The sequence below is a fragment of the Staphylococcus haemolyticus genome, assembly GCF_006094395.1.
Lineage (GTDB): Bacteria > Bacillota > Bacilli > Staphylococcales > Staphylococcaceae > Staphylococcus > Staphylococcus haemolyticus.
Genome location: NZ_CP035291.1, coordinates 843,385 through 856,796 on the forward strand (window position 1 = coordinate 843,385; position 13,412 = coordinate 856,796).

The window sequence follows — 13,412 nt, forward strand, 5'->3', positions numbered from 1 at the left end:
AAATTTAAAACAATTGTAGCTAATTAAAGTAGATTTTATTTTGATAAGTGTAAAAAAACAATTATAATAAAATTGATTAATTAAAAGAGGCATAGGGGTTAGTGGTTATGACTATAAAAAAGCAATTTGAAAATATAACGATTCAAGAATTTGAAGAAAAGTATAGACAGGATGTAGTTAACTTTGAATTAAGTGAGAGACAACAAATATACTCATCCTTGCCGAAATCAGTATTAGACGATGCACTTACAGATGAGAATAGAGTGGCTAACATTGCTATTAATGAGTATGGTGATGTTGTTGGTTTCTTTGTATTACATCAATATTATCAACATGAAGGGTATGATACACCTGAAAATGTCGTATATGTAAGATCATTATCAATAAATGAGAAGTTTCAAGGAAATGGGTATGGAACTACGATGATGATGTATTTACCTCAATATGTACAAGATTTATTCCCTGATTTCAATCACTTGTATCTGGTTGTCGATGCTGAAAATAAAGGTGCTTGGAATGTGTATGAACGTGCTGGTTTTATGCACACTGCTACTAAAGAAGAAGGTCCTATTGGTAAAGAACGCTTATATTATTTGGACTTAGATTCAAAACATGTGTCTTCACTACGATTAACGGAAAATGAAGCATCAAGTATTTCATCTTATAGTGTTGTTGATTTACTTAAAGATAACCAAAAAGTAGGTTTTATAGCACTTGAAAAAACGGATAATCGAATTAATATTGTTGCTATTGAAGTGTATAAAGAACAACGAAAAGAAGGTATCGCTGAAAGTGCATTAAGACAAATTCCTACATATGTACGAAAGCATTTCAAGCAAGCTAAAACGATTATGATTACGTTATTTGGTGAAAACAATGAATTAAAATCATTATGTGTAAATAGTGGTTTTGTAGAAATTGACCAGTCAGATGATTTAATTATTTTCGAGAAATATGTAAATTACTAAGATAATCGTAATTGCGAAATCGTGTATTGTCATTTATAATTTATTTTTGTTACTATTAATTAATGAAATCCAACGATATAATTAAAAAATTCTTCGAAAGGAAGATTAGCTATAATGAAAATCCAAGATTATACTAAAGAAATGGTTGATGAAAAGTCATTTATCGATATGGCTTATACGTTATTAAATGATAAAGGTGCAACGATGAATTTATACGATATCATCGATGAATTCAAAGATTTAGGTGGTTATGAATTTGAAGAGATTGAAAATCGTGTAGTTCAGTTCTATACAGACTTAAATACAGATGGACGTTTTTTAAACGTTGGTGAAAATCAATGGGGATTACGTGATTGGTATTCTGTAGACGATATTGAAGAAAAAATCGCACCTACAATTCAAAAATTCGATATTCTTGATGATGAAGATGAAGAAGATAAAAATCTTAAATTATTGGGTGATGACGAAATGGATGATGACGATGACATTCCAGCCCAAACGGATGATCAAGAAACTTTAGACGACCCTGAAGATGAACAAGTAGAAGACGAGATTAGTGAATCAGATTTAGTAATTGAAGATGACGAAGATGATGAACTCGATGAAGAAGACGAGGACGAATTCGAAGACTAAGAAGATTTTAAAACTAAATTTTAGTTTTAATTGACTTTTACTTAAAAAATGATAGAATTTTATTCGGGCTCCTTTAAATAGGACACGTGTATAAATCATATACGCTCCCCTTACAGATATGTGAGAGGGAGCGATTTTTTTATTTTTCAAAAGTGATTATTTAAAATTAATAAATAGGTAAGGAAGCATCCCTTTATAAATTAGGAGGTCAGGAAATGACAAAATTTATTTTTGTAACGGGCGGAGTAGTATCATCATTAGGAAAAGGTATCACAGCCGCTTCTCTAGGTAGATTGTTAAAAGATAGAGGCTTAAAAGTAACAATTCAAAAATTTGATCCATATTTAAATGTTGACCCAGGAACTATGAGTCCGTATCAACATGGAGAAGTATTTGTTACAGATGATGGTGCTGAAACTGACTTAGATTTAGGACACTATGAGCGTTTTATTGATATTAATTTAAATAAATATTCAAATGTTACAGCTGGGAAAGTTTATTCACATGTACTCAAGAAAGAACGTCGTGGTGATTATTTAGGTGGAACAGTTCAAGTTATTCCACATATTACTAATGAAATTAAAGAACGTTTATTACTTGCTGGTGAGAGTACAAACGCAGATGTAGTTATTACTGAAATCGGTGGTACAACTGGTGACATTGAATCACTTCCATTTATCGAAGCAATTAGACAGATTAGAAGTGATTTAGGTCGTGAAAACGTAATGTATGTACATTGTACATTGCTTCCATACATTAAAGCTGCTGGTGAAATGAAAACAAAACCAACACAACACAGTGTTAAGGAACTACGTGGTTTAGGTATTCAGCCAGATTTAATTGTAGTGCGTACAGAATATGAAATGACACAAGATTTAAAAGATAAAATTGCATTATTCTGTGATATTAATAAAGAGAGCGTTATAGAATGTAGAGACGCATCATCTTTATATGAAATTCCATTACAATTAAGTGCACAGGATATGGATGATATTGTTATCAAGCGATTAGATTTAGATGCTAAATATGAAACTCAATTAGATGAATGGCAATATTTACTAGATACTGTTAATTCACTTGATGGTACAATCACGATTGGATTAGTAGGTAAATATGTTAGCTTACAAGATGCATACTTATCTGTTGTAGAGTCATTGAAACATGCTGGCTACCCATTGAAGAAAGACGTTGTAGTTAAGTGGATTGATTCTGGCGAAGTTAATGATAATAATGTTGAAGACTATTTAAAAGATGTAGATGGCATTCTCGTGCCAGGTGGTTTTGGATTTAGAGCAAGCGAGGGTAAAATTGCTGCAATTAAATACGCTCGTGAAAATAATGTTCCATACTTTGGTATTTGCTTAGGTATGCAATTAGCGACTGTTGAGTTTGCACGCAATGTACTAGGTTTAGAGGGAGCACACTCAGCAGAACTTAATCCTAGCACACCTTATCCAATTATTGATTTATTGCCTGAGCAAAAGGATATTGAAGATTTAGGTGGCACGTTACGTTTAGGATTATATCCATGTAAAATCAAAGAAAACACATTAGCACATCAAATTTATGACGCAGTTAATATTGAGGAAAGACACCGTCATAGATATGAATTTAATAATGAATTTAGAGAACAATTAGAAGCTAATGGTATGGTGTTTTCTGGTACTAGTCCAGATGGACGATTAGTAGAAATGGTAGAAATTCCAGAGAATGACTTCTATATCGCATGTCAGTTCCATCCTGAATTCTTATCAAGACCTAATAGACCTCAGCCTATTTTTAAATCGTTTGTAGAAGCGGCCTATAAACATCAAAATAAATAATATAATAAATCAACCCTTACGTACTGAAATGGTGACGTAAGGGTTGATTTTATAATGAATATTGATATATGACATTACAACTCTAAATCTCGTGTCATTTCAATCATTTGAGTGTAAATTTCATAGTATATGTAATTAAAAGATATCGTATGAGGTTGAACCACTTTATCATAATCTTCAGTGTAAACGATTGGTCTAGGGGTAGCTAGATTGATGAAATGTATAAAGTGTTTTGGTATTTCTGAATCTTTGGGTCGATTACAAATTAAGACAACATCAATATCATTATCTACTAATGTTTGTACATCTTTAGCTACTTCTTCAGTGTAATATGGTGAAAAGAGTAACACGCGATCTGTTGAATCTATATCATCAAATGTTGTGAGCGTGGATAATAATTTACTAGATTTAAGGTGCTCTTCACTTTCTATAACAAAAGGCTCGAAAAATTTCAAATCGCCATAGCCTTTAATGTATACATAACCTTCGCCACCGATTGCTTGTATTAGACATTGAGCAGCCATTTGAATATCTAAAGCTTGATCTTCTAACCGATTAAATATACCCGTTAATTGAGTTTGTAATATTTTAGACATGTTGTTCCTCCGTTTCATATGTATTGTAAATAAACTCAAACTTATGTGCAATGAAACCGTTCATATATTGAAATATTAATAATTTAGTATTTAATAGTAAAAGTTTATTTTAAATCAAGCATGCATTCACATGCAATTCAAAAAAATATCTGATATAATGATTTTAAAAATTGTGCAGTTGCACACAAGGAGGAACTTTCATGCCATTAGTTTCAATGAAAGAAATGTTAATCGATGCGAAAGAAAATGGTTATGCGGTTGGTCAATACAACTTAAATAACTTAGAATTTACTCAAGCTATTTTAGAAGCTTCACAAGAAGAGAACGCGCCAGTTATCTTAGGTGTTTCAGAAGGTGCTGCACGTTATATGAGTGGTTTCTATACAGTAGTTAAAATGGTTGAAGGTTTAATTCATGACTTAAACATTACTGTACCTGTAGCTATTCACTTAGACCATGGTTCAAGCTTTGAAAAATGTAAAGAAGCGATTGATGCTGGATTCACTTCAGTAATGATTGATGCTTCTCATAGTCCTTTTGAAGAAAATATCGAAATCACTTCAAAAGTTGTAGAGTATGCTCATCAACATGGTGTATCAGTAGAAGCTGAATTAGGAACAGTTGGCGGACAAGAAGATGATGTTGTAGGTGGCATTATTTATGCTGACCCTAAAGAATGCCAAGAATTAGTTGAAAGAACTGGCATTGATACTTTAGCTCCAGCATTAGGTTCAGTTCACGGGCCATATAAAGGTGAACCTAAATTAGGATTTAAAGAAATGGAAGAAATTGGTGCATCAACTGGTTTACCATTAGTTTTACATGGTGGTACTGGTATCCCAACTAAAGACATTCAAAAAGCAATCCCTTATGGTACTGCTAAAATTAATGTTAATACTGAAAACCAAATTGCTTCAGCTAAAGCAGTAAGAGAAGTATTAAATAATGATCAAGATGTATATGATCCACGTAAATATTTAGGACCTGCTCGTGAAGCGATTAAAGAAACAGTTAAAGGTAAAATTAGAGAATTTGGTACATCTAATCGTGCTAAATAAATAATGTAATTGAAGATGTTTTGAACTAGGAGTGAAACGTTAAGTCGTTTCACTCTTTTTCTTTATAATTTGAGTATTCATATTTAAATATTTTTCAAAAATGATTTATAATATTTGTATATATAATTCTCGAATTAGTTTTATAAAGTTTGAATCGATAATTTTAATAATTGCAATTATCATTAATTCGTAATAATTTATGTTTTACAAATAAAGAATATGTATTTTATAATGCTACTAATGTATTATTTTAAATAAATGAGAAACAAAGGAGATAAACTTATGACTCAAGAGGTAATAAAAATTCGCGGTGGTCAAACACTAAAGGGAGACGTTACGATAAGTGGTGCCAAAAATAGTGCGGTAGCAATTATCCCAGCAACATTATTAGCTCAAGGCCAAGTTAAATTAGATGGCTTACCACAAATTTCCGATGTAGAGACGCTAGTTAGTTTATTGGAAGATTTAAATATTAAAGCCCATTTAAATGGAAAAACTTTAGAAGTAGATACTTCAGAAATTGAAAATGCACCACTGCCTAACAACAAAGTTGAATCTCTTAGAGCATCTTATTACATGATGGGAGCAATGTTAGGGCGTTTTAAAAAATGTGTAATAGGTTTACCTGGTGGTTGTCCATTAGGGCCACGTCCAATTGATCAACATATTAAAGGTTTTAAAGCATTAGGAGCAGAAATAGATGAATCAAATGATACATCTATGAAAATTGAAGCTAAAGAACTACATGGTGCTAATATCTTCTTAGATATGGTTAGTGTAGGCGCAACAATCAACATTATGTTGGCAGCTGTTCATGCAACTGGTCAAACAGTCATTGAAAATGCAGCTAAAGAACCTGAAGTTGTAGATGTTGCTAATTTCTTGAACAGTCTTGGCGCAGATATTAAAGGGGCAGGGACAAGTACGTTAAAAATTAATGGTGTTGATAGCTTACATGGTTCTGAATATCAAATTATCCCTGATCGTATTGAAGCAGGGACATACATGTGTATAGCGGCAGCAGTTGGAGAAGAAATTACTATTAATAATATTGTTCCAAAACATGTTGAAGCACTTACTGTTAAATTAAAAGAACTTGGTGTAGACATTCAAGTAGATGGTGATGCTGAAAAAGCAATCATCAAACGCAAATCATCTTATAAAAATGTAGATATTAAAACATTAGTATACCCTGGGTTTGCAACAGATTTACAACAACCAATCACGCCTTTATTGTTTATGGCAGATGGCCCTTCATTTGTAACAGAAACAATATATCCTGCGCGATTTAGACATGTCGATGAGTTAAAAAATATGGGTGCTAATATTGAAGCCGATATGGAAACTGGAACTGCTACAATTAAACCATCATCACTTAATGGTGCTGAAGTATATGCAAGTGATTTGCGTGCAGGTGCATGTTTAATTATTGCAGGTCTTTTAGCTGAAGGCGTTACTACAATTTATAACGTTAGACATATTTATAGAGGCTATACTGACATTGTTAAGCATTTAAAAGAATTAGGTGCAAATATTTGGACTGAAGAAGTCTAAAGGTATTGATAAGTTAATATTGGCAGTTTCAACTCTCGACATATTAGCTTTTTCTGGTATAATAATTATATTAGATACTAATAAGATTTTGGCTTATAGATATCATTAAAGCCTATACAATGTTTATATTTATAAGCGATTTTTAGTACCTACAATCTAAAGAAGTTTTGAATAGAGGTGAAGACAATGGAAATCTGTCCATATCTTGAAGAAACCTTTAAAATTGTTGGTAGAAGTTGGAACGGTTTAATCATTAATTATCTATCACGATGCACTGATTATACTGCGCACTTTTCCGATATGAAAAGGGATTTAAAGACCATTACACCACGTGCATTAAGTATTAAATTAACTGATTTAGGTGAATGGGGATTAGTTGAAAAGAAAGTAGTCTCAACTAGTCCAGTTTCAATCATTTATGAATTGACTGATAAAGGTAAAGCTTTAGCAGAAGCTTTAAAACCCATTGAAAAATGGGCTCAAGAACATGTAACACTTGAAGAAGAAGTTAAATCTAAATAATATAATAAAGAGTTTTGTGCCTTATATTGAATGAATAATGACTTTTATAATTGTTCATCATTGCCAGGTGCAAAACTCTTTTGCTATTTCATACTAAGATGGTATGTTTAATTTTCAATGAAAAAAGGTACACAAATTATATAACGATTCTTAAGGAGTGAAGAATTGATGAGAAATTATACTCAACAATATATAAATGGCGAATGGATTGATAGCGATAGTAATGAAACGATTGAAGTAATCAATCCAGCAACTGAAGAAGTTATTGGTAAAGTAGCTAAAGGCAATTCTAATGATGTGGAAAAAGCAGTAGAAGCTGCAAATAACGTTTATTTAGAATTTCGTCATAGCTCAGTGAAAGAAAGAAAAGAACTATTAGATAAAATTGTAGAAGAATATAAAAATAGAAAACAAGATATTATAGAAGCCATAACGGATGAATTAGGTGCACCTTTAACATTATCTGAGAATGTCCACTACCAAATGGGACTAAATCATTTTGAAGAGGCAAGTAGAGCACTAGATTCTTTCGAATTTGAAGAAAGACGTGGAGATGCATTAGTTACTAAAGAGGCAATTGGTGTTTCAGGATTAGTAACACCTTGGAATTTCCCAACTAATCAAACTTCATTGAAATTGGCAGCCGCATTTGCAGCAGGTAGTCCTGTAGTTCTAAAACCTTCAGAAGAAACACCATTTGCTGCAGTTATTTTAGCTGAAATATTTGATAAAGTAGGCGTACCAAAAGGTGTATTTAATCTTGTTAATGGTGACGGCGAAGGTGTAGGTAATCCACTAAGTGAACATCCAAAAGTTAGAATGATGTCATTTACTGGTTCAGGACGCACGGGTTCAAAAATAATGGAAAAAGCTTCTAAAGATTTCAAAAAAGTATCACTTGAATTAGGTGGTAAATCACCTTATATCGTATTAGATGATGTTGATGTTAAAGAAGCAGCGAAAGCAACTACTGGCAAAGTAGTTAATAACACAGGTCAAGTATGTACTGCAGGTACTCGTATTTTAATTCCTGAAAGCAAAAAAGAAGACTTCTTAACTGCACTTAAAGAAGAATTTAGTAAAGTTAAAGTTGGAGATCCACGAGAAGAAGGTACTCAAGTTGGACCGATTATTAGTAAGAAACAATTTGATACAGTCCAATCATATATTGATAAAGGTATTGAAGAAGGTGCAGAGTTATTTTACGGTGGTCCTGGTAAACCTGAAGGATTAAATACTGGTTATTTCGCGGGACCAACTATTTTTATCAATGTAGACAATGACATGACAATTGCTCAAGAAGAAATCTTTGGACCAGTTGCTTCTGTAATCACATATAATAATTTAGATGAAGCAATCAAAATTGCTAATGATACTAAATATGGATTAGCAGGATATGTAATAGGTAAAGATAAAGAAACACTTCAAAAAGTAGCTCGTTCAATTGAAGCAGGTAGAATTGAAATCAATGAAGCTGGCAACCAACCAGATTTACCATTTGGTGGATATAAACAATCTGGAATTGGTCGTGAGTGGGGCGATTATGGTATAGAAGAATTCTTAGAAGTGAAATCAATTGCTGGTTATTTCAGTTAATTTAAAAAATTAATTTATATATTATTTATAACAGTTCATGGAATATTTTTAGTTCCATGAGCTGTTTTATTTTTGGAAATTTAATAAAATCGTTTTGTATTTAAATTGAAAATTTGCTATATTAATTCTAGTATTCAAGACTTTTAATATTATTTTATGAGATATCTCAAATAGATTTAGTGAGTTCTTGAAATGAAACTATTTAAAATATCTCTTTTCTAATCAAATTGAAGTCTTTATAAATATATAAGAAATGGGTGCAATTTATGCCTGAAAAAGTACGTACATCTCCACAGTATGAGTCGTTTCATGAATTGTATAAAAATTACACAACGAAAGAATTAACACAAAAAGCAAAAACATTAAAACTTACTAATTATAGTAAATTGAATAAGAGTGAATTAGTTTTAGCTATCATGGAAGCCCAAATGGAAAAAGATGGTAACTATTACATGGAGGGTGTCTTAGATGATATCCAGCCTGATGGTTATGGGTTCCTAAGAACAGTCAACTATTCAAAAGGTGAAAAAGATATTTATATATCTGCAAGTCAAATACGACGTTTCGAAATTAAACGTGGTGATAAAGTAACCGGAAAAGTTCGTAAACCTAAAGATAATGAAAAATATTATGGTTTATTGCAAGTTGACTTTGTTAATGATGAGAATGCTGAAGTTGTAAAAAAACGCCCTCACTTTCAAGCTTTAACGCCTCTCTATCCTGAGGAAAGAATCGTTTTAGAAACAGATCCCCAAAATTATTCAACACGTATAATGGATTTAGTTACGCCTATTGGTCTAGGTCAACGTGGACTTATTGTTGCACCTCCTAAAGCGGGTAAAACGTCTTTATTAAAAGAAATTGCAAATGCGATTAGTAAAAATAAACCTGATGCAAAATTATTTATTTTATTAGTTGGGGAACGTCCGGAAGAAGTAACTGATATTGAAAGATCTGTTGAATCTGCTGAAGTAGTGCACTCGACTTTTGATGAGCCACCAGAACACCATGTTAAAGTAGCTGAATTATTATTAGAACGTGCTAAACGATTAGTTGAGATTGGTCAAGATGTTATTATTCTGATGGACTCAATTACTCGATTGGCAAGAGCGTATAACTTAGTTATACCGCCAAGTGGAAGAACATTATCAGGTGGTCTTGATCCTGCTTCATTACACAAACCTAAAGCATTCTTTGGTGCTGCACGTAACATTGAAGCAGGAGGAAGTTTAACGATATTAGCCACTGCATTAGTTGAAACTGGATCACGCATGGACGATATGATTTATGAAGAATTCAAAGGAACGGGAAATATGGAACTTCATCTTGATCGTAAATTATCTGAACGTCGAATTTTCCCTGCGATTGATATTGGAAGAAGTTCTACGCGTAAAGAAGAATTACTAATTAGTAAATCTGAACTTGATTCACTATGGCAGTTAAGAAACATGTTCACAGACTCTACAGATTTCACAGAAAGATTTATTAGAAAATTAAAACGCTCTAAAAGTAATAAAGAATTTTTCCAACAGTTGCAAAAGGCTGCTGAAGAAAGTACAAAAACAGGAAAACCGATTATTTAACGAATGTCAGTTTGAGGGTTGCGTTTTAATCTAATAACTATTATAATTACCAAGTATTGGGTAAAAAACTCACAAATAACTCTGTTCCAGATGGTTCAGGGCAAAGGAGCTGAAAATTAATGAGACAAGGAATCCATCCTGATTATCACAAAGTTATCTTTTTAGATACAACTACTAACTTTAAATTTTTAAGTGGTTCAACTAAAACATCTTCAGAAACAATGGAATGGGAAGATGGTAATGAATACCCAGTTATTCGTTTAGATGTATCTTCTGATTCACACCCATTCTACACAGGACGTCAAAAATTCGCTGCTGCGGATGGTCGTGTGGAACGTTTCAACAAAAAGTTTGGTCTCAAATCAAACAACAACTAATTATAAGTTTAAACTGTCTGCCTAATCTATTTTATATAGAAATGCGTAGACAGTTTTTTTAAATTTAAGTAGTATTTAAAGAGATATTTATAATACATAGAAATATGATATAATTAAGCGATTATGTTTTTGTAAAAGGTGGAACTTATAATGTATGAAACTTACCATTCCGGTTGGATTGAATGCATTACTGGAAGTATGTTTAGCGGTAAGTCAGAAGAACTAATTCGTAGACTAAGAAGAGGGATATACGCTAAACAAAAAGTAGTAGTGTTTAAACCAGCGATTGATGATCGTTATCATAAAGAAAAAGTTGTTTCTCATGACGGTAATGAATTAGAAGCAATTAATATTTCTACTTCAAGAGATATATTATTACAGGATTTGTCTCATGTTGATGTCATTGGTATTGATGAGATTCAATTTTTCGATAAAGAAATTGTAAATATAGTGGAGAAGCTTGCTGAAAATGGCCATCGAGTAGTGGTTGCAGGCTTAGATATGGATTTCAGAGGGGAACCATTCGAACCCATGCCACAAATCATGGCGGTAAGTGAACAAGTTACTAAATTACAGGCTGTATGTGCAGTATGTGGTTCATCATCAAGTAGAACACAACGCTTAATCGATGGACAGCCAGCTAAAGTAGATGATCCTATCATTTTAGTTGGGGCGAATGAAAGTTATGAACCGAGATGTCGTGCACATCATATCGTAGCACCAAGTACAAGTGACGAGGAGGAAATGTAGTGTTTGATCAATTAGATATCGTTGAAGAAAGATATGAACAACTCAATGAAATGTTAAGTGACCCTGAGATTGTTAATGATTCAGATAAGTTACGTAAATATTCAAAAGAACAAGCTGATTTACAAAAAACAGTTGATGTATATAGAGATTATAAAAGTAAAAAAGAAGAAATTGCTGAAATTGATGAAATGTTAAATGAAACAGAAGATAAAGAAGAAATTGAAATGTTGAAAGAGGAAAGTGCTAGTTTGAAAAGTGCGATTCCTGAGTTGGAAGAACAACTTAAATTTTTATTAATTCCAAAAGACCCTAATGATGAGAAAGACGTTATCGTTGAAATCAGAGCAGCAGCAGGTGGAGATGAAGCGGCAATCTTCGCTGGCGATTTACTAAGAATGTATAGTAAGTATGCAGAATCTCAAAACTTTAAAACTGAAATTGTTGAAGCGGCTGAAAGTGACCATGGTGGTTATAAAGAAATTAGTTTCTCAGTTTCAGGTAGCGGTGCTTATAGTAAATTAAAATTTGAAAATGGTGCACACCGAGTTCAACGTGTACCTGAAACAGAATCAGGTGGACGAATTCATACTTCAACAGCGACAGTTGCTGTTCTTCCTGAAGTTGAAGATGTTGAGATTGAAATCCGTAATGAAGATTTGAAAATAGACACATATCGCTCAAGTGGTGCTGGTGGTCAGCACGTTAATACAACTGACTCAGCTGTTCGTATCACTCACTTACCTACTGGTGTTATTGCAACTTCTTCTGAAAAATCTCAAATTCAAAACCGTGAAAAAGCGTTGAAAGTTTTAAAAGCACGTTTATATGATATGAAATTACAGGAAGAACAACAAAAATATGCAGCACAACGTAAATCAGCAGTGGGTACAGGAGATAGATCTGAAAGAGTTAGAACATATAACTATCCTCAAAGCCGTGTAACTGACCATAGAATAGGATTAACTTTACAAAAGTTAGATCAAATTATGGAAGGTAAATTAGATGAAATTATTGATGCATTAACTTTATCTGAACAAACTGAGAAGTTGAAAGAACTAAACAATGGTGAACTTTAAAGAACAATTAGATTATGCGATTAAACAAGCTGTAGATAAGGGTTATGAACAATCGAGAGCAGAATGGTTGATGCTTGATTTATTTGGGTGGTCAAGAACTGATTATTTAATTCACATGTATGATGACATGTCAAAAGCAGAAGAAATCAAGTTTTCACTCGCGACTGAACGGATGCTTTTAGGTGAACCTATACAATATATTGTTGGTTTTCAATCTTTCTATGGCTATCAATTTCAAGTTAATGAACATTGTTTAATTCCACGTCCTGAAACGGAGGAAGTGATGTTGCATTTTCTTGAAAATTGTAAATCAAGTGCTACAATCGCTGATATTGGAACTGGCAGTGGTGTTTTAGCTATTACTTTAAAAAAGTTGAATAAAGATTTCACTGTTTATGCAACAGACATTGTTCAAGAGACCTTAGAAGTTGCATCAGATAATGCACATTATCATGAGGTAGCTGTAACTTTTTTAAAAGGCAATGCATTGAAACCTTTCATACAAAATAATATAAAATTGGATGGTATTGTTTCTAATCCACCATATATCGATGTCGATGAGATGGAAATGATGGAGAACACAGTTGTTAAGTATGAACCTCATAAAGCATTGTTTGCAGAGAATAAGGGTTTCGCTATTTATGAATTAATCCTTAATGATTTGCCTAAAGTTTTAAATAAAGATGCTTATGTCACCTTCGAAATTGGTTATAACCAAGGTGAAAGGTTAAAAAATATTATTTTAGAAAAGTATCCAAAACTTGATGTTAAAGTTATTAAAGATATAAACGGTAATGAAAGAATAGTGTCATTTAAATGGTAAAACTCAAAGTTACTTATCTGATAAAATTTAGATGAGTAACTTTTCATATATAT

The 13,412-nt window shown here is 32.5% G+C and carries 13 protein-coding genes; 12 read left to right on the top strand and 1 reads right to left on the bottom strand.

Annotation, left to right across the window (positions count from 1 at the left end; genetic code table 11):
* Positions 1-107 precede the first annotated feature (107 nt).
* From EQ029_RS03985 to pyrG, 3 genes are all read left to right on the top strand, one after another.
* On the top strand, positions 108-968 hold the full coding sequence (locus EQ029_RS03985) for a GNAT family N-acetyltransferase (RefSeq protein ID WP_011275217.1): 861 nt from the start codon (positions 108-110) through the stop codon (positions 966-968).
* Between the two features lie 114 nt (positions 969-1,082).
* The gene (gene rpoE / locus EQ029_RS03990; RefSeq protein ID WP_011275218.1) at positions 1,083-1,601 is read left to right on the top strand and encodes a DNA-directed RNA polymerase subunit delta; all 519 of its coding nucleotides are present in this window, start codon (positions 1,083-1,085) and stop codon (positions 1,599-1,601) included.
* Between the two features lie 215 nt (positions 1,602-1,816).
* Positions 1,817-3,424, top strand: coding sequence for a CTP synthase (gene pyrG, locus EQ029_RS03995; RefSeq protein WP_011275219.1), 1,608 nt, complete (start codon positions 1,817-1,819; stop codon positions 3,422-3,424).
* A gap of 74 nt (positions 3,425-3,498) precedes the next feature.
* Here pyrG and EQ029_RS04000 read toward each other — a convergent pair whose 3' ends face one another.
* Positions 3,499-4,020, bottom strand: a complete 522-nt coding sequence (locus EQ029_RS04000; RefSeq protein WP_057504769.1) for a DUF2529 family protein — start codon at positions 4,018-4,020, stop codon at positions 3,499-3,501.
* Positions 4,021-4,220: 200 nt separating this feature from the next.
* Here EQ029_RS04000 and fdaB point away from each other — a divergent pair, with 200 nt between their 5' ends.
* The 9 genes from fdaB (at position 4,221) to prmC (ending at position 13,359) form a co-directional block, all read left to right on the top strand.
* Positions 4,221-5,078, top strand: a complete 858-nt coding sequence (gene fdaB, locus EQ029_RS04005) for a class IIb fructose-bisphosphate aldolase FdaB (RefSeq protein WP_011275221.1) — start codon at positions 4,221-4,223, stop codon at positions 5,076-5,078.
* A gap of 282 nt (positions 5,079-5,360) precedes the next feature.
* Complete coding sequence (gene murA / locus EQ029_RS04010) at positions 5,361-6,632, top strand: UDP-N-acetylglucosamine 1-carboxyvinyltransferase (RefSeq protein WP_011275222.1); 1,272 nt, start codon at positions 5,361-5,363, stop codon at positions 6,630-6,632.
* Between the two features lie 186 nt (positions 6,633-6,818).
* On the top strand, positions 6,819-7,154 hold the full coding sequence (locus EQ029_RS04015; protein ID WP_011275223.1) for a winged helix-turn-helix transcriptional regulator: 336 nt from the start codon (positions 6,819-6,821) through the stop codon (positions 7,152-7,154).
* 168 nt (positions 7,155-7,322) lie between these two features.
* On the top strand, positions 7,323-8,750 hold the full coding sequence (locus tag EQ029_RS04020) for an aldehyde dehydrogenase family protein (RefSeq protein ID WP_053023254.1): 1,428 nt from the start codon (positions 7,323-7,325) through the stop codon (positions 8,748-8,750).
* A gap of 266 nt (positions 8,751-9,016) precedes the next feature.
* Positions 9,017-10,333, top strand: a complete 1,317-nt coding sequence (gene rho / locus EQ029_RS04025; protein WP_011275225.1) for a transcription termination factor Rho — start codon at positions 9,017-9,019, stop codon at positions 10,331-10,333.
* A 119-nt stretch (positions 10,334-10,452) separates the two neighbouring features.
* Complete coding sequence (locus EQ029_RS04030; protein ID WP_011275226.1) at positions 10,453-10,710, top strand: type B 50S ribosomal protein L31; 258 nt, start codon at positions 10,453-10,455, stop codon at positions 10,708-10,710.
* A gap of 150 nt (positions 10,711-10,860) precedes the next feature.
* A complete protein-coding gene (locus tag EQ029_RS04035) occupies positions 10,861-11,460 on the top strand; it encodes a thymidine kinase (RefSeq protein WP_011275227.1) in 600 nt (199 codons plus the stop codon).
* On the top strand, positions 11,460-12,536 hold the full coding sequence (gene prfA, locus EQ029_RS04040; protein WP_011275228.1) for a peptide chain release factor 1: 1,077 nt from the start codon (positions 11,460-11,462) through the stop codon (positions 12,534-12,536). Before EQ029_RS04035 ends, prfA begins: the two co-directional genes overlap by 1 nt.
* Positions 12,523-13,359, top strand: coding sequence for a peptide chain release factor N(5)-glutamine methyltransferase (prmC, locus tag EQ029_RS04045; protein WP_016931219.1), 837 nt, complete (start codon positions 12,523-12,525; stop codon positions 13,357-13,359). The genes prfA and prmC overlap by 14 nt, the downstream gene beginning before the upstream one ends.
* Positions 13,360-13,412 lie beyond the last annotated feature (53 nt).

Bases quoted from the DNA above. Each gene is read 5' to 3' on its own strand.
- EQ029_RS03985 (WP_011275217.1), top strand. From the start codon at position 108: ATGACTATAAAAAAGCAATTTGAAAATATAACGATTCAAGAATTTGAA.
- rpoE (WP_011275218.1), top strand. From the start codon at position 1,083: ATGAAAATCCAAGATTATACTAAAGAAATGGTTGATGAAAAGTCATTT.
- pyrG (WP_011275219.1), top strand. From the start codon at position 1,817: ATGACAAAATTTATTTTTGTAACGGGCGGAGTAGTATCATCATTAGGA.
- EQ029_RS04000 (WP_057504769.1), bottom strand. From the start codon at position 4,020: ATGTCTAAAATATTACAAACTCAATTAACGGGTATATTTAATCGGTTA.
- fdaB (WP_011275221.1), top strand. From the start codon at position 4,221: ATGCCATTAGTTTCAATGAAAGAAATGTTAATCGATGCGAAAGAAAAT.
- murA (WP_011275222.1), top strand. From the start codon at position 5,361: ATGACTCAAGAGGTAATAAAAATTCGCGGTGGTCAAACACTAAAGGGA.
- EQ029_RS04015 (WP_011275223.1), top strand. From the start codon at position 6,819: ATGGAAATCTGTCCATATCTTGAAGAAACCTTTAAAATTGTTGGTAGA.
- EQ029_RS04020 (WP_053023254.1), top strand. From the start codon at position 7,323: ATGAGAAATTATACTCAACAATATATAAATGGCGAATGGATTGATAGC.
- rho (WP_011275225.1), top strand. From the start codon at position 9,017: ATGCCTGAAAAAGTACGTACATCTCCACAGTATGAGTCGTTTCATGAA.
- EQ029_RS04030 (WP_011275226.1), top strand. From the start codon at position 10,453: ATGAGACAAGGAATCCATCCTGATTATCACAAAGTTATCTTTTTAGAT.
- EQ029_RS04035 (WP_011275227.1), top strand. From the start codon at position 10,861: ATGTATGAAACTTACCATTCCGGTTGGATTGAATGCATTACTGGAAGT.
- prmC (WP_016931219.1), top strand. From the start codon at position 12,523: ATGGTGAACTTTAAAGAACAATTAGATTATGCGATTAAACAAGCTGTA.